This is a genomic window from Streptomyces roseofulvus (assembly GCF_039534915.1).
Lineage (GTDB): Bacteria > Actinomycetota > Actinomycetes > Streptomycetales > Streptomycetaceae > Streptomyces > Streptomyces roseofulvus.
The window spans coordinates 6,586,534-6,605,237 of sequence record NZ_BAAAWE010000001.1; the positions used below are offsets into that span (position 1 = coordinate 6,586,534).

An 18,704-nucleotide genomic window follows, 5' to 3' on the forward strand; every position below is an offset into this window, starting at 1 on the left:
AAGGGCGGCCACCGAGGCGAGAGGCAGAGGGAGGCCCCCGTATGAGCACCAGCGGCGACACCGCGGCCGAGCCCGGGGCAGGGCTCGCGGGCGCGGCCGGGGCGGAGCCCGGCGCGCGTGACACCCGCCGCTCCGCGCCCGGTCCCTCGGGCACGCCCGACGGCACCGCTGTCGCGGAAGGTTCGGAGCCCGGGCCGGCGGCCGGCCCGCGCGCGACCGGCCGGCACTCCGCCGACCCCGTCCCGCCGCCCGCCGGCGGCGTGCTGTGGAGCGTCGCCGGGGACGTCCGCGCCCTCCTGATGCTGCCCGCCGCCCTCACCATGCAGGTCGCCCACCCCGCGATCGGCGCCGGCGTCGACGAGCACTCCGTCTTCCGCACCGACCCCTGGGGCCGCGGCGAGCGCTCGCTGCGCTCCGTCCAGCTCTGGGTGTACGGAGGCGACCGGGCCGCAGCCGAAGGGCGCCGGCTGCGCGCCCTGCACCGTTCCATCCAGGGCACCGACGCGCACGGGCGCCGCTACCACGCCCTCACCCCCGCCTACTACGCCTGGGTCCATGCCACCGGCTACCCCGTCTACCGGCACGGCCTCGCCCTGCTCCACCGGCCCCTCACCGAGGCCCAGGACCGCAGGCTGTACGCCGAATGGCTCCAGGTCGGGCGGATCCTCGGCATCCACGACCGGGACATGCCGCAGACCGTCGAGGAGTTCTGGCCGTACTACCGCACGGTCCTCGCCGAGGAGCTGGAGGCCACCGCCGTCGTCCGCGAGCTGCTCGACCCGGACGCCCCCGTCCCCGCCCCCGACCGGGGGCCGCTCCTCCTCCGGCTGGTCCTCCGCCCCCTGTGGCCGCTGCTCCGCCGCCCCTTCCAGCGGGTCCGCGCCTTCCTCACCGTCGGCCTGATGCCGCCGGACGCCCGCGCGGCGATCGGCCTGGAGTGGACGCCGGAACAGGAGCGCCGGCTGCGCCGTCTCGCCCGGGTCGTGCGGGTCGTCGTGCCGGTCCTGCCCGAGCGGCTGCGCTATCTGCCGCTCGCCCGGCGCGCCCGGGAGGCCGCCCGCCGCGCCGGGCGCTGACGGACGGCCTCCCGGGGCGGTGCCTCAGTGGTCCTCGTGCTCGTGGATCGTGTTCGTCGCCGCGATCTTCTTCCACGACTTCGGCTGGACGGGCTCCGCCGCGGCCGCCCGGGCCAGGGAGGCGCCCACGGGCGAGGGCCCGGCCGCCGGCTTCGCGGGCTGGTACAGCCAGGTGTCGAAGAGCGCCGCCAGCGGCTTGCCGGAGACCTCCTCCGCGTACCGGACGAAGTCCGCGACCCGCGCGTTGCCGTGGGCGAACCGCTGCGGCCAGCCCTTCAGGACCGCGAAGAAGTCCTCGTCGCCGATCTCGTTGCGCAGCGCCTGGAGCGCCAGCGCGCCCCGGTCGTACACGGCGATGTGGAACTGGTTGTCCGGGCCCGGGTCGCCCGGCTTCACCGTCCAGAACGGGTCCTCGGCGGTCCGCGTGGCGTACACGTAGTCGGCCAGCTCCTGGGCCGTGCCCTCGCCCTCCTTCTCCGACCACAGCCACTGGCTGTACCGGGCGAAGCCCTCGTTGACCCAGATGTCCTTCCAGTCGTGCACCGAGACGCTGTCGCCGTACCACTGGTGGGCCAGCTCGTGCACGACCACCGACACGTTCGCGCCGTTCGCGAACTGGCGCGGGCTGTAGAACGGCCGGGTCTGCGTCTCCAGCGCGTACCCGCTCGTCACGTTGGGGACGTAGCCGCCGAGCGCGTTGAAGGGGTACGGGCCGAAGACCCCCTCCAGCCACTCCGCGACCTCGGCGGTCCGCTCGATCGAGGCGCGCGCCGCGCCCGCGTTGTCGCCGAGGTCCTTGCTGTACGCGTTGAGGACGGGCAGCCCGTTCGCGGTCCTGTCGGTCGTGATGTCGAACTTCCCGACGGCGAGCGTCGCCAGATACGTCGCCTGCGGCTTGTTCGAGCGCCAGTTGAAGCGGGTCCAGCCGAGCCGGGAGGACTGCGACTGGAGCACCCCGTTGCTGACCGCCTGGGTGCCGTCCGGCACCGAGACCGACACGTCGAAGGTGGCCTTGTCGCGCGGGTGGTCGTTGGACGGGAACCACCAGGCGGCCGAGTCGGGCTCCTGCGCGGCGACACCGCCGTCCGGGGTGCGGTGCCACGCCGACCAGCCGTCGACCTTGAACTCCGACGGCTTGCCCGCGTAGCGGACCACCACCGTGATCTGCTTGCCCTTCGGCAGCGGCACGGCCGGGACGATCTCCAGCTCGTGCGCCCCGGTCGCGGTGGCCTTCGCGAGCCGCCCGTCGACCCGCACCTCGCTCGCCCGCAGCCCCAGGTCCAGGTTGAACCGGGAGAGGTTCTGCGTCGTCGTCGCCAGGATCGTCGCCGTGCCCTCCAGGAGGTCGGTCGCCGGCTGGTACTTCAGGCGCAGGTCGTAGTGGGAGACGTCGTAGCCGCCGTTGCCGCTCGCCGGGTAGTAGGAGTCGCCGATGCCCGGCGCGCCGGGGACGTAGTCGGCCGCCGATGCCGGGATCGCCAGCAGGAGTGAGGCGGCGAGGGCGCTCGGAACGATCAGTCTGCGGTGCACGGATGCTCCCCAAGTCATAAGAAACGTAAGACGCGTGGGTGGGCGTCGGTCCTTAAGTCCGGACTCTATGAACCACGCCGCGGACGGTCACGTAAAGAGCGCCTCCCGCCACACGATCGCCATTCGGCCGACATGAACCACCCGTTCACCCGTTTCCCGCACGCGGTCTTCCGCCCCGGCGGGCCCGGCGAGTACGTTCCGCCCCATGCCGAAGCGACCGCGTGCCGCCCGCCGCGTCCTGGCCCTCGCCGCCGGGACCGCCGTGCTCGGACTGCCCCTCGTCACCGTCCCGGCGAAGGCGGCCGGCCCCGCCGGACCGCCCGCCCCGCCCCGGACCGGATTCGAGACGAGCGGCGGCGCCCGCTGGACCACCGAGGCCGAGGAGCGCGCCTTCCTCGCCGCCGTCGACCGCGGCAGCGACCGGGTCACGGTCACCACGATCGGCGCCAGCCAGCAGGGCCGGCCGCTGCGGCTCGCCGCCCTCGGCGCCGCCCACGGCGCCGCGACGGTCCTGCTCGTCTGCGGCCAGCACGGCGACGAACCGGCCGGCCGGGAGGCGTGCCTCACCACCGTCCGGGACCTCGCCCACACCCGCGACCCCGGAACCCTGCGGCTCCTCGCCCGCACCACCGTCCTCGTCGTGCCCAACGCCAACCCCGACGGGCGCGAGGCCGGCACCCGGGGCAACGCCGCCGGCGTCGACGTCAACCGCGACCACCTGGCGCTGCGCACCCCCGAGGCCCGCGCCCTCGCCGCCGTCCTCCGCGACCGGCGGCCCGACCTCGTCCACGACCTGCACGAGTACGGCGCCACCCCCGGCTTCTACGACAAGGACCTGCTCACCCTCTGGCCGCGCAGCCTCGACACCGACGCCCGCGTCCACGCCGAGTCCCGCACCCTCTCGGAGGAGTACGTCCGCCCCGGCGCCGCCCGCGCCGGGCACACCCACGGCGTGTACGGCATCTGGACCGACCCGCTCACCGGACAGCCGGTGCGGCAGGTCGCCGGAGACGGCCAGGAGCGCATCCTGCGCAACACGGCCGGGATCAAGCACATGGCCGCCCTGCTCGCCGAGACCCGGGAGGACCCGCTGGGCGAGGCCGAGGAACGCGACCCGGCCCTCTCCCAGCGGCGCAGGGTGGCCACCCACCTCACCGCGCTGAAGGACGTCTTCGCGTACGTCTCCGAGCGCGGCGGCCCGCTGGCCGCGGCCTCCGCCGCCGCCCGGCTCACCGGCTTCGCGGACCGCGGCCCCGTCTACCTCGGCGGCGCCGACAACGACCCGCCCGAGCCCGCCGAGATCCTCGCCGACCCGCCCTGCGGCTACCGCCTCGACGCCGCCCAGTACGCCGAGGCGGGCGACGAACTCGCCCTGCACGGCGTGACGGTGCGCCGCGAGGAGGGCGGTGGCGCGTTCGTCCCGCTGCGCCAGTCGCAGCGGCTGCTCGTGCCCCTGCTGCTCGACGGCCGCGCCGCCTACCACCTCGTCAGTGGGCGTTCTGTGGAGGAGTGTTGACGATCGGGTGGGTACGGCGGGTCGTGTCCGATCGGTCGCGTCGGAGCGCGTAAAGTTACTGGTCGGTACTGACCATGCCTCACACGGGCCGTCACGGCTCCGACTTGGAGAAACACATGAACCACGCGACGCGTGCGCGCCGCGCCCTGCTCGCCACCGTGCTGCTGGCCGGGGGCCTGCTGCTCGGCCAGACCGTCACCGCCCCGGTGGCCGAGGCGGCGACCAGCCGCACCTGCAACGTCAACCGGCTCCACCAGCAGGCCCGCGACGAGCGCGACCGGGCCGCCCAGCTCAAGCGCCTCGGCGCCCGCGAGGAGGCCCGCCGGGCCGCCGCCCGCGCCGACGCCCTGGACCGCCAGGCCAGGCAGTGCGCCCGCGCCGACGAGGTCGTGGCCCCGCCGTTCGGCAGGTGACCCCGGGCGGGCCACCCCGCCGCTCCCCGACGGCCCCGTCCCTCCGGACGGGGCCGTCGGCCGTTCAGCCCGTCACCAGCTCCGCCGCCCGCCGCGCGCACCCCCAGGCCACCGTGACCCCGGCGCCCCCGTGCCCGTAGTGGTGCACGAGCCGGCCCCCGCCCGGCAGCCGCTCCGCCTCGATGCGCACCCCGCCCGCCCGGGCCGGACGCAGCCCCACCCGGTGCCCCAGCACCCGCGCCCCGGCGATCTCCGGCCGGATCCGCGCGCACCGCGCCACGATCCCCGCCGCCGTCGCCTGATCGGGCGCCAGCCCCTCCGCCCCCTCCTCGGCGGTCCCGCCGAGGACCAGCCGACCCGGCTGGGGAAAGAAGTAGGTCGTCTCCGCGGCCCCCGCGTCCGCCGCCGTGAACCACTCCTCGATCCCCGGGTTCTCCACCAGCACCAACTGCCCCCGCACCGGCCGCAGTCCGCCGTCCGGGACCAGCTCCCGCGCGGCGAGACCCGTGCAGTTCACCACCACCGGCGCCACCGCCGCCGGCTCCGCCCAGCCCCGCGCAGCCCGCCGCTCGACCACCCCGCCCGCCGCCGCCAGCCGGTCCCGCAGCCACGCCAGGTGGACCGGCATGTCGATCAGCGGCAGCCGGGCCGCGAGGCCCGTGGCGTACGGCCCCGGCACCTCCCCGGCCGGCAGCTGCCGCAGCCCCGCCACCCGCGCCGCCCACGCCCCGAGCCCGTCCAGGACGGTGTCGGCGTGCACCCCCGGCACCCACCGCACCCCGGTCTCCTCCGGCGTCCGCGCCAGCTCCCCGTACACCCGCAGCGACTCCAGCGCCCAGGCCCCGGCCTCCTCCGCCGGCTCGATCCGGTACGGCCACCACGAGGCGCCCGCCACCGCCGAGGTCGTCTCCCCGGCCGGGTCCCGGGACCACACCCGCACCCGCAGTCCCCGCTCCGCCAGCGTCACCGCCGTCGTCAGCCCGACGACCCCGTCGCCCACCACGATCACGTCGCTGTCCATGCCCGGACCGTACCCGGGAGCCCCCCGGCTCCCACGTAGGATGCGTGGTCTGATGACTGCCACACTCGTCGCCAAGGACCTCGCCGCCGGCCACGGCGAACGCACCCTCTTCGCCGGGCTCGACCTCGTCGTCGCCCCCGGCGACGTCATCGGCCTCGTCGGCGTCAACGGCGCCGGCAAGTCCAGCCTGCTGCGGCTGCTCGCCGGGCTCGACGCCCCCGAGGAGGGCGAGGTCCGGCTCTCCCCGCCGACCGCGACCGTCGGCCACCTCCCGCAGGAGCCCGAGCGGCGCCCCGGCGAGACCGTCCGCGCGTTCCTGGCCCGCCGCACCGGCGTCGCCGCCGCCCAGGCCGCCATGGACGAGGCCACCCAGGGCCTCGTCGACGGCACCCCCGGCGCCGACGACGCGTACGCCACCACCCTGGAGCGCTGGCTGGACCTGGGCGGCGCCGACCTCGACGAGCGCGCCGAGGAGGTCGCCGCCTCCCTGGGCCTCACCGTCGACCTCGACCAGCCCATGACCGGCCTCTCCGGCGGCCAGGCCGCCCGCGCCGGCCTCGCCTCCCTGCTCCTCTCCCGCTACGACGTCTTCCTCCTCGACGAGCCGACCAACGACCTCGACCTGGACGGCCTGGAGCGCCTGGAGACCTTCGTCAAGGGCCTGCGAGCCGGCACCGTCGTCGTCAGCCACGACCGCGAGTTCCTCACCCGCACGGTCACCAAGGTCCTCGAACTCGACCTCGCCCAGCAGCAGATCACCCTCTACGGCGGCGGCTACGACGCCTACCTGGAGGAGCGGGCCACCGCCCGCCGGCACGCCCGCGAGGAGTACGAGGAGTACGCCGACAAGAAGGCCGCCCTGGAGGGCCGTGCCCTCATGCAGCGCAACTGGATGGACAAGGGCGTCCGCAACGCCCGCCGCAAGGCCACCGACAACGACAAGATCGGCCGCAAGCTGCGCGGCGAGGCCAGCGAGAAGCAGGCCGCGAAGGCCCGCCAGACCCAGCGCATGATCGAGCGCCTGGACGTCGTCGAGGAGCCCCGCAAGGAGTGGGAGCTGCGGATGGAGATCGCCGCCGCGCCCCGCTCCGGCTCCGTCGTCGCCACCCTCCGCGACGCCGAGGTCCGCCGCGGCGACTTCTCCTTCGGGCCCGTCTCGCTCCAGATCGACTGGGCCGACCGGGTCGCCGTCACCGGCGCCAACGGCGCCGGCAAGTCCACCCTGCTCGCCGCCCTCCTCGGCCGCCTCCCGCTCGACTCCGGCCACGCCGTCCTCGGCTCCGGCGTCGTCGTCGGCGAGGTCGACCAGGCCCGCCGGCTCTTCCACGGCACCGAGACGCTCCTCGACGCGTTCTGCGCCGCCGTCCCGGACACCGAACCGGCCGACGTCCGCACCCTGCTCGCCAAGTTCGGCCTCAAGGCCGACCACGTGCTGCGCCCCGCCACCACCCTCTCGCCCGGCGAGCGGACCCGGGCCGCGCTCGCCCTCCTCCAGGGCCGGGGCGTCAACCTCCTGGTCCTCGACGAGCCGACGAACCACCTCGACCTGCCCGCCATCGAGCAGCTGGAGTCCGCCCTCGACTCCTACGAGGGCACCCTCCTCCTCGTCACCCACGACCGCCGGATGCTCGACGCCATCCGCGTCAACCGCCGCGTCGAGGTCGCCGACGGCAAGGTCACCGAACTCTGATGACCGTCCCCTTCGGCGGGGGGCCCGTCGAGGCACGGGCCCTCGCCCCGGCCTGCCCGGTCCTGCCCTCCCCGAACGGCTCCACCCTCGCCGCCGGGGCCGGCGTCGCGACCGTGATCGCCGCCGGCGAGCGGTGGCCGGACGGCTCGCTGCGCCCCGCCCTGGAGGACCACCTCGGGGCCGGCGCCGTCCTCGACGCCCTGCGCACCCTCGCGCCGGGGCTCCCCCTGACCCCCGAGGCGACCGCGGCGGCCACGCTGCGGGCGGCCACGGAGGACCCGGTCGCCGCCTTGCACGGCTGCGACGCGGGCCGTGAACTGTACGAGTACGGCTATCCGCGGGACGTGGAGGTGGCCGCCGAACTCGACGCGTCGACGACCGTCCCCGCCCTCGTGGACGGCGCATTCCAGGAGGCACCATGACCGACGACAGCGTGACCCGGCTCCTCGCGATGCTGGACGACCTCGACGCCGACGTCGACGCCACGATCGACCTCGCCGACGAGATCGCGGCGAGCGGCGACCGGGCGCTGCTGCCGCGCCTGGAGTCCGAGCTGGACCGGGCCGTCGCCGAGCGCAACGGCTACGCCCGCGAACTCCTCGGCGGCGTGATCGCCGCCCTCGGCGGCCCGACGACCCTCCCGGTCCTGGTCCGCGCCTCGGCGGTGGACCTCGGCGACGACCAGGACGGCCTGGCCACGGAGATCGTCGACCTGGTCCAGTCCGACCCGAAGACGGCGGAGAAGGTCCTCCGCCCCCTGACGGAGGACGACGACCTCACCGTCTCGAACCGAGCCGACTGGGCCCTCCGCTTCCTGCCGTAGCCGCTCCGTCGTGGGCATCCGTGCCGCAGGGCCGGGGGCACCCCCTGGACGAAGTCCTCGGGGGTGGGCACGACGGAACGGCGCCTTCGCGGGCGCCTCCGCTCCGTCGTGCCCCCGTCGTACCTCAGCGCTTCTCGCGTCCACCCTCCCCGAGCAGCCCCGCCTTCCGCAGCGCGTCCGCCATCGCGGAGTTCGCCGGCGCCTGCGCCTGACTCCGAGGCTGGCCGCCCTGGCCACGCCCCTGGCCACCCTGCCGCTGCCGCGGCGGCCGCTCCCGCTCCCGCTTCGGCGCGGAGCCGTCGGCCGTCGCCTCGTCGTCCAGCCGCAGCGTCAGCGAGATCCGCTTCCGCGGGATGTCGACGTCCAGCACCTTCACCTTCACCACGTCCCCCGGCTTCACCACGTCCCGCGGGTCCTTGACGAAGGTCTTCGACATGGCCGAGACGTGCACCAGACCGTCCTGGTGCACACCGACGTCCACGAACGCCCCGAACGCCGCCACGTTCGTGACGACACCCTCCAGGACCATCCCCGACACCAGGTCGCCGATCTTCTCGACGCCCTCCTTGAAGGTGGCCGTCCTGAAGGCGGGCCGCGGGTCGCGGCCGGGCTTCTCCAGCTCGCGCAGGATGTCGGTGACGGTCGGCAGACCGAAGGTCTCGTCCACGAAGTCGCCCGCCCGCAGCGACCGCAGCGTCCCCGTGTCGCCGATCAGCGCGGCGACCTCGCCGCCGGTGGTCTTCGCCATCCGCCGCACCACCGGGTACGCCTCCGGGTGCACCGCGGAGGCGTCCAGCGGGTCGTCGCCGCCCCGGATCCGCAGGAAGCCCGCGCACTGCTCGTACGCCTTCGGGCCGAGCCGGGCCACGTCCTTCAGCGCCTTGCGGGAGCGGAAGGGGCCGTGGGCGTCGCGGTGCGCCACGATGTTCTCGGCGAGGCCCGCGCTGATCCCGGAGACCCGTGAAAGCAGCGGCGCCGAGGCGGTGTTGACATCGACGCCGACGCCGTTCACACAGTCCTCGACGACCGCGTCGAGCGAGCGCGAGAGCTTCGTCTCGGCGAGGTCGTGCTGGTACTGGCCGACGCCGATCGACTTCGGGTCGATCTTCACCAGCTCGGCCAGCGGGTCCTGGAGGCGGCGGGCGATCGACACCGCGCCGCGCAACGACACGTCCAGGCCGGGGAGTTCCTGCGAGGCGAAGGCGGAGGCCGAGTAGACCGAGGCCCCGGCCTCCGAGACCATCACCTTCGTCAGGTTCAACTCGGGGTGCTTGGCGAGGAGTTCACCGGCGAGCTTGTCCGTCTCGCGGGAGGCCGTGCCGTTGCCGATGGCGACCAGCTCGACCGCGTGCTCCTTGGCGAGCCGCGCCAGCTTCGCCAGCGACTCGTCCCACTTGTTGGCCGGGACGTGCGGGTAGATCGTGTCGGTGGCGACGACCTTGCCGGTCGCGTCGACCACCGCCACCTTCACCCCGGTACGGAAGCCGGGGTCGAGGCCCAGCGTGGCCCGGGTGCCCGCCGGGGCGGCGAGCAGCAGGTCCCGCAGGTTCGCCGCGAAGACCCGGACGGCCTCGTCCTCGGCGGCCGTCCGCAGCCGCAGCCGCAGGTCGATCCCGAGGTGCACCAGGATCCGGGTGCGCCAGGCCCAGCGGACCGTGTCCTGGAGCCACTTGTCCCCGGGGCGCCCCCGGTCGGCGATGCCGAAGCGGCCGGCCACGATCGGCTCGTACGACGAGGGCCCGTCGGTGGGCTCCTCCGGTTCGAGCTCCAGGCTGAGCACGTCCTCCTTCTCGCCGCGCAGCATGGCGAGGACCCGGTGGGAGGGGAGGGCCGTGAACGGCTCGGCGAAGTCGAAGTAGTCGGAGAACTTCGCGCCCTCCTGCTCCTTGCCCTCGCGGACTCGGGCGACCAGCCGGCCCCGGCCCCACATCCGCTCGCGCAGCTCGCCGATGAGGTCGGCGTCCTCGGAGAACGTCTCGGTGAGGATCGCCCGCGCGCCCTCCAGGGCGGCCGCGGCGTCCGCGACGCCCTTGTCCGCGTCGACGAAGGCCGCCGCGGCGGCCGCCGGCTCCACCGACGGGTCGGCGAGCAGCCCCTCCGCCAGCGGCGCGAGCCCGGCCTCGCGGGCGATCTGCGCCTTGGTCCGCCGCTTCGGCTTGAACGGCAGGTAGATGTCCTCCAGGCGCGCCTTGGTGTCGGCGGCCAGGATCCGGGCCTCCAGCTCCTCGGTGAGCTTGCCCTGCTCGCGCACCGAGTCGAGGACGGCGGTCCGCCGGTCCTCCAGCTCCCGCAGGTACCGCAGCCGCTCCTCGAGGGTGCGGAGCTGCGCGTCGTCGAGCATCTCGGTCGCTTCCTTGCGGTAGCGCGCGATGAACGGCACGGTGGAGCCGCCGTCGAGCAGCTCGACCGCCGCCCTCACCTGTCGCTCGCGTACGCCGAGCTCCTCGGCGATCCTTGCTTCGATGGACGTCGTCACGGTGTCCCGACTCGCCTTCTCGTGCCTGCTGCTTGCGAGTGCATTGTGCCGGGTCGGTCACCCGTACGCGGCAACCGACCCGTCCCCGCGCGCGCCGCGCGGCCGTCCCCCGGAGCTCAGCCCTTGCCGACGAGGTCGGCGGGGAAGGCGCCCGCGCCCGCGGCGGCGAACAGGAAGCCGCGGCCCAGCTCGGTGAGCCGCTCCACACCGGCCGCGCCGAGGTGCTCGTACGGGGCGGCGTCCAGGCGGTCCGTGGTCTCCTCCAGCTCCTCCCGCAGCCGGACGCCGGACTCCGTCAGCTCGCCGTCCGCGTCGAGGATCCCGCGGCCGCGCAGCCGCTCCCGGGCGGCCTCCCAGTCGGCGCGGCCCCAGCCCCGGGTGCCGAGGACCCAGCGCGGCGCCATGCCCTTGCCGGTGGCGGTGTGCGAGGCCAGCGCCTCGACCGGGTCGAGGCCGGCGGCGAGCAGCGCCGTCAGGTGTCCGTCGCCGCGGTGCTCGCGCAGCAGCGTCGCCGCGTGCCAGTAGGCGAGGTGCGGCTCCTCGGGCACCGGCAGGTCGGCGTTGGCGGAGTACAGCGGCCGGGCGTGCCGGGTGCACGCCTCGGCGGCCCGCAGGGCCAGCCCGGCGGCCTCGGCCATCTCCGGGGAGGCGACGGCCTCCTCGCCGAGCAGCCGGCGCAGGGTGGCGTCGGCGGTCCGCAGCCGGGCGTCGAGGACGGCGGCGGGGGAGGCGGTCTCCCACACAGCGGGCAGATGCCGGGCCAGCAGCTCGTGGCTGTAGTTGTAGAAGGCCGCGGCGACGGTGCCGGGGCCGACGGCGCCGAGCGCGGCGCTGCGGGCGGCGAGCCGCATCGCGGAGGGGTCGGTGAAGCCGAGCGCCCCGAACTCCCGGTCGAGGTCGGGGGAGAAGTACAGCGTCGAGTGGAGCGGGTTCAGGGCGTTGTGGCAGCGGCGCCCGGCCCGCGGCGGCAGCGAGGTCGTCATGGCACCAGAACCTAACCGACTGCTTGGTACGGAGGGAATGGCGTTCCGGTCACCTCCGCCGCCGATGGCAGGAAAGGTGGGGTCGTCGTCCTTGCGGCCGCCCTCGCCGGGCCCGAAGGATGGAGCCATGACCCCGCGCCCCGTCCTCGTCGTCCTCTTCGACGGCGTGCAGAGCCTCGACGTCACCGGACCCGTCGAGGTGTTCCACGCCGCCGGCTGGGCCTCGGGCGCCCCGGAGGACCCGTACCCGATCCGTACCGCCTCCCTGGACGGCGGCCCGGTCCGCACCGGCAGCGGCCTGCGGATCCTCCCCGACACCGGACTCGCCGAGGCCGTCGCCGACGGCCCGCCGCACACCCTCGTCGTGCCCGGCGGCGACGGCACCCGGGGCGCCGACCCGGCCCTCGTCGACTGGCTGCGCGCCCACGGTCCGCACGCCGAGCGGCTGGTCTCGGTCTGCACCGGAGCGCTGCGCCTCGCCGAGGCGGGGCTCCTCGACGGACACCGGGCCACCACCCACTGGATGGCGTGCGAGCACCTCGCCCGCCGCCACCCGCAGGTGGACGTCGACCCCGAGCCCATCTTCGTCCGGGACGGCCGGATCGCGACCTCCGCCGGCGTCACCGCCGGCATCGACCTGGCCCTCGCCCTGGTGGAGGAGGACCTGGGCCGGGAGGCGGCCCTCGCCATCGCCCGGATGCTCGTGGTCTTCCTCCGCAGACCGGGCAACCAGGCCCAGTTCAGCGCCCAGCTCGCCGCCCAGACCGCGCGCCGCGAACCGCTGCGCGACGTCCAGGCGTGGATCGCCGAGCACCCGGACGAGGACCTGTCCGTCGACCGGCTCGCCGCCCGCGCCCGGCTCTCGCCCCGCCACTTCGCCCGCACCTTCCACGCCGAGACCGGGGTCACCCCGGGCCGATACGTCGACCGGATCCGCCTCGAACACGCCCGCAGGCTCCTGGAGGAGACCACCGACGGCGTCGAGGAGGTCTCCCGCGCCGCCGGCTACGGCACCCCCGAGGCGATGCGCCGCGCCTTCGCGAAGGCGCTCGGCACCGCCCCGGCCGACTACCGCCGCCGCTTCCACGCACCCGTCAGCTGAAAGGGACCGCCATGCAGATCGCCGTGCTCCTCTTCGAGGGCTTCACCACGCTCGACGCCGTCGGCCCGTACGAGATCCTCTCCCGGCTCCCCGGCGCGGAGACCGTCTTCGTCGCCAAGGCGCCCGGCCCGGTCCGCAACGACCAGGGCAGCCTCGCGCTCGTCGCCGACAAGTCCCTCGCCGACGTGCCGCACCCGGACGTCGTCCTCGTCCCCGGCGGCCCCGAGACCCGCACGGCCATGCACGACCCGGAGATCCGGGAGTGGCTGCGCACCGCCGACTCCACCAGCACCTGGACCACCTCGGTCTGCACCGGTTCGCTCCTGCTCGCCGCCGCCGGACTCCTCGACGGCCGCCGCGCGACCACCCACTGGCTGGCCTACGAGGAGCTGCGCGCCCTGGGCGTCGAGCCCACCGGCGAGCGGGTCGTCTTCGACGGCAAGTACGTCACGGCCGCCGGCGTCTCGTCCGGCATCGACATGGGCCTCCACCTGCTCGGCCGGATCGCCGGCGACGACGCCGCCATGACCGTCCAGCTGCTCACCGAGTACGACCCGCAGCCGCCGTACGACGCGGGCTCCCCGCTCAAGGCCCCCGCCCACCTGGTGGAGCGCTGGCGCGGGGTCCGGACCGAGGACCTGCCCCAGGGCTGACCGTCAGAGCCCGTAGGTGAAGCGGGGCGCCCGGCGCTCCAGGAAGGCGGCGACACCCTCAGCGGTGTCGCCGCTGCCGCGCGCCTGCGCCGTCCAGTGCGCGTCCCGGTCCAGGCGCCCGTCGGCGAACTCCTTGGCCGCCGCCTGGGTCAGCAGCGAGCGGGAGACGAGGAGCCGGCAGAACTCCTCGACCCGCTTCGCCAGCCCCTCCGCCGGGTGCACCTCGTCCACGAAACCGGTCCGCAGCGCCCGCTCGGTGTCGATCAGCTCGCCGGAGAAGAGCAGGTACTTGGCGGTGGCCGGGCCGACCAGGGCGGTGAGCCGCCGGGTCGAGGAGGAGGGGTAGACGATGCCGAGCTTCGCCGGGGTGATGCCGAACCGGGCGCCCTCCGCGGCGAACCGCAGGTCGCAGGCGCCGGCCAGCTGGCTGCCGCCGCCGACGCAGTAGCCGCGCACGGCCGCGACGGTCGGCTTGGGGAAGGCGGCGAGCGCCTCCTCGGCGCGGACGGCCAGCGCCTGCTGCTCGTCGCCCGGCTCGCGCAGCGTCGAGATGTCGGCGCCGGCGCAGAAGGTGTCGCCCGCGCCGGTCAGCACCAGGACCCGGACGGCCGGATCGGCGGCGAGCCGGTCGAGGACGGCGGGCAGCGACCGCCACATCCCGGCCGTCATGGCGTTGCGCTTGGCCGGGTTGCTGATGACGACGGTCGCGACCCCGTCCGTGACGCTGTCGACGAGCCGGGGCTCCACGGTCTCCATGGCCGGATGCTATCCAGCGGTGCCGACCGTACGATCAGGAAGGGGTCGTCAGGCAGCCGCGAGGAGGCACGATGGCCAGGAAGTCCCGGGACGAGGCTCTCGATCCCGTCCAGGAGATGGCCCGCGAGGGGAAGAAGCTGGGCCGGAGCTTCGGCTGGCTGGCCGCGCTCGGCGCGATCCTGGTGGTCTGCGGGATCGTCGGCCTGGTCTACACCGGGCTCGCCACCCTCACGTCGATGTGGCTCTTCGGCTGGCTGCTGCTCATCGGCGGCCTGGTGGGGCTGCTCCAGGCGTACTCGTCGCGGGGCACCAGCTACTTCTGGCTGGCGGCGGTGGTCGCGGCGGTGAACCTCGCGGCCGGCTGCGTGGTCCTGCGCCACCCGGAGGGCACGGCCGAGGCGCTGACCATGTTCGCCGCCCTGCTCTTCCTCACCGGCGGCGTCTTCCGGCTGGTCGGCAGCGTGGTGGTGCGCGGCCCCCAGTTCGGGTGGACGCTGCTCCAGGGCGCCTTCGGGGTGCTCCTGGGCGTTCTGGTGCTCTTCGACTGGCCGGACAGCAGCCGGTACGTCATCGGCGTGTTCTTCTCGCTGGCGCTGCTCTTCGACGGCCTCGGGCTGATCGCGATCGGCGTCGGCGGCCGGCGGATCGTCGGGATGGTCACCCCGCAGCCGGAACAGGCCACGGAACCGACCCCGGGGACCCCCTCGGAAAACGCGCAGGATCAGTCGAACAACTGACGTCGGCATACGCCATCGATCAGAAGGTGGCCGATAGATGTCGACTTCTGGTCAGTAGGTCGGGAGACCCCTCCGGATTGCCAAGACTCGAAGCGTGGCGAGAATCGAGCACGAGGGTGGGAACCGGACCATGGAGACCCGCGGAGGTGTCCCCGCCCGGCCACCGTCCTACGAAGGAGTCTGGCGCTTCACCGCTCCCGCGGTCGACGTCTCCGTCCCCCAGGCCCGGCACGCGGTACGCGACCTGCTGGCCCGCCAGGGAGTTCCGGTCCACGAGGACATCCGGCACGGGCTGTTGCTGATCGTCTCCGAGCTGGTGACCAACGCCGTGCGGCACGCGGCGCTGCTCTCCCCGGAGATAGCGGTCGAGGTGGCCATCGGGCCGGAATGGGTGCGGGTGTCCGTCGAGGACAACCACCCCTACCGGCCCAAGGCGCTGGAGGCGGACTACGGGCAGACCGGCGGCCGGGGACTGCTCCTCGTGAAGGAGATCGCCCTGGAGGCCGGCGGCGCCTGCGACGTCGAGCACACCGCGGGCGGCGGCAAGATCATCTGGGCGGCGCTGCCCCTGGCCCCGATGGCACCGGGGCCGGGGACGGCTGCGGAAGGCCGGGTCACCAGCCCCCGGCAGGACCCGTCAGCTCCCTGATCGCCGGGCGGGCCGCGTCGAGCACCGTCATGAACCAGGCGGAGAACGGCGCGGCCGCGTGCCGCTCGGCCAGCTCGGCCGGGGTGACGAAGGCGTACTCGCCGATCTCCTCCGGGTCCGGCCGCGGCGTGGCCTGCACCAGGCCGACGAAGAGGTGGTTGAACTCCTGCTCCACCAGGCCCGAGGCAGGATCCGGGTGGTTGTACCGGACGGTGCCGGCCTCGCCCATCAGCGTGGGGGAGACGCCCAGCTCCTCGAAGGTGCGCCGCGCGGCCGCCGCGAACGGCGCCTCGCCCGGGTAGGGGTGCCCGCAGCAGGTGTTCGACCAGACGCCGGGGGAGTGGTACTTGCCGAGTGCCCGGCGCTGGAGCAGCAGCCGGCCCTCCTCGTCGAAGAGGAAGACCGAGAACGCGCGGTGCAGCTGCCCGGGGGCCTGGTGGGCGGCCAGCTTCTCCGCCGTGCCGATGGTGTTCCCGGCCTCGTCGACCAGTTCCAGCATGATCGGCTCCGGGGTGGCGGACGGCTCCGTGCCGTTCGACGAGAGCTTCGACGCAAGCCCCGGCGCGATCTCGGCCGTGGTGCCCTGTGTGGTCGGCATACCCATCCTTCGCTTCGGTCCTCGGCCCGTGAGGGCCACCCCAGTCTGCCGTACAAAACCGGCTTGTCCGCACTTCGGCGGCCGGAGCCCGCCGCTCCCACCGCACCGGAGTACACCGGGGCGGGGGAGCGGCGGGCCCGTCAGGGGCAGGTCAGACCCCGAAAGCCGCCGGATAGGCGATCGTGCCCGGCGGCACCGGAACCGAACCGTCCAGGACGAGCGCCATCATCGCTTCGTCCGGAACCTCGAAACCTGGCTTGATTCCGTATGCGGACGCCCGTACGAAACCGAACCGGGGGTAGTACTCCGGATGGCCCAGCACGAGCACCAGCCGCTCACCCGCGAGCCGCGCCGCGTCGAGCGCCGCCCGGACGACGGCCTGCCCGGCCCCCGTCCGCTGGTGCTCCGGCGCCACCGAGACCGGCGCCAGCGCCGCCGCCGGCGCCCCGTCCACCCGGCAGCGGGTGATCAGCGCGTGCGCGGCGACCGAGCCGTCCGGGGCCTCGGCGACCACCGAAAGCCCGGGCAGCCAGGCGTCCGCGTCGGCGCGCAGGGCGTCGACGAGCGCGGCCTCGGCCGGCGAGCCGAAGGCCGCGGCCACGACCTCGCGCACCGCCGCGTGGTCGGTCTCCCGCTCGGCGCGGGTCGGCCAGCGGGGGTCGGCCGGGCGGAGCACCAGCCCCGCGTAGCCGTAGTCGCCGCCGTGGTCGCGACGGAGCGCGATCTCCGCCCGCGCGGCCGCCACCGCCCCGGCCATGCCGGGCAGCGAGGTGTCGGCGGCGTCGGCGTGCGCGGCCAGCGGGACGTAGTACTCGTCCCAGTCGCCGTCGGGCTGGAGGAAGGTGCCGAGGACGTGGTACCCGGCCCCGGTCGCGGCGGCCGCGAGCTCGGGGACGGTACGGAGCGGATAGTGCTCGTCCCAGAAGGCGCGGGCCGCCGGGGCGGGCGCGTCGGTGGTCCACACGCACTCGGTGAGGACGAGCGTCCCGCCCGGCGCGAGCAGCCGGCGCCACTCGGCGAGCGCCCGGTCGAAGCCGAGCACGAAGACCGAGCTCTCGGCCCAGACCAGGTCGAAGGAGCCGTCGGGGTAGGGCAGCGCGCCCATGTCGCCCCGTACCGGACGGACGGACCCGGTGAGGCCGCGGTCGGCGGCCGCCGCGCGCAGCTCGTCGAGGAACGGCTCGTGGGTGTCGACGGCCGTGACCTCGGCGCCCGCCTCGGCGGCGAGGAGCAGCGCGGAGCGGCCCGGGCCGCAGCCCAGGTCGAGCACGCGGGGGCGGTCCTGGAGCGGACCCGCCAGCGCGAGCAGACGGCGGGTGGTGTCGTCGGAGCCGGGACCCTGCCGCGGAAGACCGTGGTGCAGGGCGAAGAAGGCGTCGTGGGACGCGGAGGTGTTCTGGATGTCGTTGTCGGACAACGTGGGAAACCCTTGGTGTGAAAGGGCCCCGGCCGACGACGTGACGGACCGGTGGAAGAACCGGGATCAGGTCAGCCGGAGACCCGGGAGCTGAAGCTGGACCGGGTGCGGCCGCGGAGGGCGGCCTCCATCGCGACGGTCATCAACCTCAGCTCCCTTCCCACACGAGTTCGTCCCCCGAGCCTAACAGCCGGGCCCTCCGGAGGTCACAGGCAGAGCTTCGCCTCGTGCGCGGCGTGCCCGGCCGGCTCCAGCTGGAAGGTGCAGTGCTCCACGTCGAAGTGGTCGCCCAGGCAGCCCTGGAGCTCGTGCAGCAGCTTCTCGTGGCCCACCGAATCCAGCGCCGCCGCGTCCACCACCACGTGCGCGGAGAGCACCGGCATCCCCGAGGTGATCGTCCAGGCGTGCAGGTCGTGCACGTCCTCCACGCTCGGCAGGGCCAGGATGTGCGCCCGCACCTCCGCCATGTCCACGCCCTTGGGCGCCGCCTCCAGGAGCACGTCCAGCGTCTCCCGCAGCAGCTTCACCGTGCGCGGCACGATCATCAGGCCGATGACCAGGGAGGCGATCGGGTCGGCGTACTGCCAGCCGGTCAGCAGGATGATCGCGGCGGCGACGATCACCGTCACCGAGCCGAGGGCGTCGGCCAGCACCTCCAGATAGGCGCCGCGGACGTTCAGGCTCTCCTTCTGCCCCCGCATGAGCAGCGACAACGAGATCACGTTGGCCACCAGACCGACCACGGCGAAGGCGATGGCGAGGCCGCCCTTGGTCTCGGCAGGTTCCATGAACCGCTGGACCGCCTCGTAGAGCACGTACCCGCCGACGCCGAGGAGCAGCAGACAGTTGGCGAGCGCCGCCAGGATCTCCGCCCGGGCGAAGCCGAAGGTGCGGTTCCCGGACGGCGGCCGGTTGGCGAAGTGGATCGCGAGCAGCGCCATCGCCAGACCGATCGCGTCGGTCGCCATGTGCGCCGCGTCGGCGATCAGCGCCAGCGAGTCGGCGACCAGACCGCCGACGATCTCGATCACCATCACGGACAGCGTGATCCCGAGCGCGATCCGCAACCGGGTGCGGTGCGCGGCGCCCGCGGTGCCGGTCGGCGGCGTCCCCCCGTGGCTGTGCCCGTGGTCGTGTCCAGCCCCCATGACATGGCCTCCCAAGTCCTGTTCCGTCGGTGCCCCGAGTCGCCAGTGAACTACGGGTGGGGGGTATGCGCAACACGGTACTGAACACCGTTGTCATTGCTCTGACCTGCGACGAT

General features: G+C 74.6%; 18 protein-coding genes. 10 read left to right on the forward strand and 8 right to left on the reverse strand.

The window, feature by feature from the left end:
* Positions 1-41: 41 nt before the first annotated feature.
* Entirely contained in the window at positions 42-1,076 is a 1,035-nt protein-coding gene (locus tag ABFY03_RS30395; RefSeq protein WP_346171303.1) for an oxygenase MpaB family protein, read from the forward strand.
* A gap of 24 nt (positions 1,077-1,100) precedes the next feature.
* Here ABFY03_RS30395 and ABFY03_RS30400 read toward each other — a convergent pair whose 3' ends face one another.
* Positions 1,101-2,606 (reverse strand): M1 family metallopeptidase, encoded by a 1,506-nt coding sequence (locus ABFY03_RS30400; RefSeq protein WP_346171304.1) that lies wholly within the window; start codon positions 2,604-2,606, stop codon positions 1,101-1,103.
* A gap of 205 nt (positions 2,607-2,811) precedes the next feature.
* Between ABFY03_RS30400 and ABFY03_RS30405 the strand changes: the two genes are divergently transcribed.
* On the forward strand, positions 2,812-4,122 hold the full coding sequence (locus ABFY03_RS30405; RefSeq protein ID WP_346171305.1) for a M14 family metallopeptidase: 1,311 nt from the start codon (positions 2,812-2,814) through the stop codon (positions 4,120-4,122).
* A gap of 116 nt (positions 4,123-4,238) precedes the next feature.
* A complete protein-coding gene (locus ABFY03_RS30410; RefSeq protein WP_319013235.1) occupies positions 4,239-4,535 on the forward strand; it encodes a hypothetical protein in 297 nt (98 codons plus the stop codon).
* Between the two features lie 64 nt (positions 4,536-4,599).
* Here ABFY03_RS30410 and ABFY03_RS30415 read toward each other — a convergent pair whose 3' ends face one another.
* Entirely contained in the window at positions 4,600-5,556 is a 957-nt protein-coding gene (locus ABFY03_RS30415) for an NAD(P)/FAD-dependent oxidoreductase (protein WP_346171306.1), read from the reverse strand.
* A 52-nt stretch (positions 5,557-5,608) separates the two neighbouring features.
* Here ABFY03_RS30415 and ABFY03_RS30420 point away from each other — a divergent pair, with 52 nt between their 5' ends.
* The 3 genes from ABFY03_RS30420 to ABFY03_RS30430 are packed head-to-tail and all read left to right on the forward strand — an operon-like array spanning position 5,609 to position 8,069.
* Positions 5,609-7,246 (forward strand): ABC-F family ATP-binding cassette domain-containing protein, encoded by a 1,638-nt coding sequence (locus tag ABFY03_RS30420; protein WP_319013233.1) that lies wholly within the window; start codon positions 5,609-5,611, stop codon positions 7,244-7,246.
* On the forward strand, positions 7,246-7,668 hold the full coding sequence (locus ABFY03_RS30425; protein WP_319013232.1) for a 2-phosphosulfolactate phosphatase: 423 nt from the start codon (positions 7,246-7,248) through the stop codon (positions 7,666-7,668). The genes ABFY03_RS30420 and ABFY03_RS30425 overlap by 1 nt, the downstream gene beginning before the upstream one ends.
* Positions 7,665-8,069 (forward strand): hypothetical protein, encoded by a 405-nt coding sequence (locus tag ABFY03_RS30430; RefSeq protein ID WP_319013231.1) that lies wholly within the window; start codon positions 7,665-7,667, stop codon positions 8,067-8,069. The genes ABFY03_RS30425 and ABFY03_RS30430 overlap by 4 nt, the downstream gene beginning before the upstream one ends.
* A gap of 124 nt (positions 8,070-8,193) precedes the next feature.
* On the opposite strand, the gene ABFY03_RS30435 is transcribed toward ABFY03_RS30430, so the two are convergent.
* Entirely contained in the window at positions 8,194-10,545 is a 2,352-nt protein-coding gene (locus tag ABFY03_RS30435) for a Tex family protein (RefSeq protein ID WP_346171307.1), read from the reverse strand.
* A 116-nt stretch (positions 10,546-10,661) separates the two neighbouring features.
* Positions 10,662-11,528 carry an SCO6745 family protein gene (locus ABFY03_RS30440; protein WP_346171308.1) on the reverse strand — a complete coding sequence of 289 codons (867 nt, stop codon included), beginning with the start codon at positions 11,526-11,528 and terminating at the stop codon, positions 10,662-10,664.
* 127 nt (positions 11,529-11,655) lie between these two features.
* On the opposite strand from ABFY03_RS30440, the gene ABFY03_RS30445 reads away from it, so the two are divergent.
* Positions 11,656-12,630 carry a GlxA family transcriptional regulator gene (locus ABFY03_RS30445; RefSeq protein WP_346171309.1) on the forward strand — a complete coding sequence of 325 codons (975 nt, stop codon included), beginning with the start codon at positions 11,656-11,658 and terminating at the stop codon, positions 12,628-12,630.
* Positions 12,631-12,641: 11 nt separating this feature from the next.
* A complete protein-coding gene (locus tag ABFY03_RS30450; RefSeq protein WP_319013227.1) occupies positions 12,642-13,283 on the forward strand; it encodes a DJ-1/PfpI family protein in 642 nt (213 codons plus the stop codon).
* Between the two features lie 3 nt (positions 13,284-13,286).
* On the opposite strand, the gene ABFY03_RS30455 is transcribed toward ABFY03_RS30450, so the two are convergent.
* Complete coding sequence (locus ABFY03_RS30455) at positions 13,287-14,039, reverse strand: enoyl-CoA hydratase/isomerase family protein (RefSeq protein WP_346171310.1); 753 nt, start codon at positions 14,037-14,039, stop codon at positions 13,287-13,289.
* A gap of 71 nt (positions 14,040-14,110) precedes the next feature.
* On the opposite strand from ABFY03_RS30455, the gene ABFY03_RS30460 reads away from it, so the two are divergent.
* Both ABFY03_RS30460 and ABFY03_RS30465 read left to right on the forward strand, forming a co-directional pair.
* A complete protein-coding gene (locus ABFY03_RS30460) occupies positions 14,111-14,776 on the forward strand; it encodes an HdeD family acid-resistance protein (protein WP_319013225.1) in 666 nt (221 codons plus the stop codon).
* A 130-nt stretch (positions 14,777-14,906) separates the two neighbouring features.
* A complete protein-coding gene (locus ABFY03_RS30465; protein ID WP_319013224.1) occupies positions 14,907-15,425 on the forward strand; it encodes an ATP-binding protein in 519 nt (172 codons plus the stop codon).
* Here ABFY03_RS30465 and idi read toward each other — a convergent pair.
* From idi to ABFY03_RS30480, 3 genes are all read right to left on the reverse strand, one after another.
* The gene (idi, locus tag ABFY03_RS30470; RefSeq protein ID WP_386723611.1) at positions 15,391-16,029 is read right to left on the reverse strand and encodes an isopentenyl-diphosphate Delta-isomerase; all 639 of its coding nucleotides are present in this window, start codon (positions 16,027-16,029) and stop codon (positions 15,391-15,393) included. The genes ABFY03_RS30465 and idi overlap by 35 nt on opposite strands.
* Before the next feature lie 145 nt (positions 16,030-16,174).
* On the reverse strand, positions 16,175-17,440 hold the full coding sequence (locus tag ABFY03_RS30475; protein WP_346171311.1) for a bifunctional class I SAM-dependent methyltransferase/N-acetyltransferase: 1,266 nt from the start codon (positions 17,438-17,440) through the stop codon (positions 16,175-16,177).
* A gap of 206 nt (positions 17,441-17,646) precedes the next feature.
* A complete protein-coding gene (locus ABFY03_RS30480; protein ID WP_319013222.1) occupies positions 17,647-18,588 on the reverse strand; it encodes a cation diffusion facilitator family transporter in 942 nt (313 codons plus the stop codon).
* Positions 18,589-18,704 lie beyond the last annotated feature (116 nt).

Bases quoted from the DNA above. Each gene is read 5' to 3' on its own strand.
- ABFY03_RS30395 (WP_346171303.1), top strand. From the start codon at position 42: ATGAGCACCAGCGGCGACACCGCGGCCGAGCCCGGGGCAGGGCTCGCG.
- ABFY03_RS30405 (WP_346171305.1), top strand. From the start codon at position 2,812: ATGCCGAAGCGACCGCGTGCCGCCCGCCGCGTCCTGGCCCTCGCCGCC.
- ABFY03_RS30410 (WP_319013235.1), top strand. From the start codon at position 4,239: ATGAACCACGCGACGCGTGCGCGCCGCGCCCTGCTCGCCACCGTGCTG.
- ABFY03_RS30415 (WP_346171306.1), bottom strand. From the start codon at position 5,556: ATGGACAGCGACGTGATCGTGGTGGGCGACGGGGTCGTCGGGCTGACG.
- ABFY03_RS30420 (WP_319013233.1), top strand. From the start codon at position 5,609: ATGACTGCCACACTCGTCGCCAAGGACCTCGCCGCCGGCCACGGCGAA.
- ABFY03_RS30425 (WP_319013232.1), top strand. From the start codon at position 7,246: ATGACCGTCCCCTTCGGCGGGGGGCCCGTCGAGGCACGGGCCCTCGCC.
- ABFY03_RS30430 (WP_319013231.1), top strand. From the start codon at position 7,665: ATGACCGACGACAGCGTGACCCGGCTCCTCGCGATGCTGGACGACCTC.
- ABFY03_RS30440 (WP_346171308.1), bottom strand. From the start codon at position 11,528: ATGACGACCTCGCTGCCGCCGCGGGCCGGGCGCCGCTGCCACAACGCC.
- ABFY03_RS30445 (WP_346171309.1), top strand. From the start codon at position 11,656: ATGACCCCGCGCCCCGTCCTCGTCGTCCTCTTCGACGGCGTGCAGAGC.
- ABFY03_RS30450 (WP_319013227.1), top strand. From the start codon at position 12,642: ATGCAGATCGCCGTGCTCCTCTTCGAGGGCTTCACCACGCTCGACGCC.
- ABFY03_RS30455 (WP_346171310.1), bottom strand. From the start codon at position 14,039: ATGGAGACCGTGGAGCCCCGGCTCGTCGACAGCGTCACGGACGGGGTC.
- ABFY03_RS30460 (WP_319013225.1), top strand. From the start codon at position 14,111: ATGGCCAGGAAGTCCCGGGACGAGGCTCTCGATCCCGTCCAGGAGATG.
- ABFY03_RS30465 (WP_319013224.1), top strand. From the start codon at position 14,907: ATGGAGACCCGCGGAGGTGTCCCCGCCCGGCCACCGTCCTACGAAGGA.
- idi (WP_386723611.1), bottom strand. From the start codon at position 16,029: ATGGGTATGCCGACCACACAGGGCACCACGGCCGAGATCGCGCCGGGG.
- ABFY03_RS30480 (WP_319013222.1), bottom strand. From the start codon at position 18,588: ATGGGGGCTGGACACGACCACGGGCACAGCCACGGGGGGACGCCGCCG.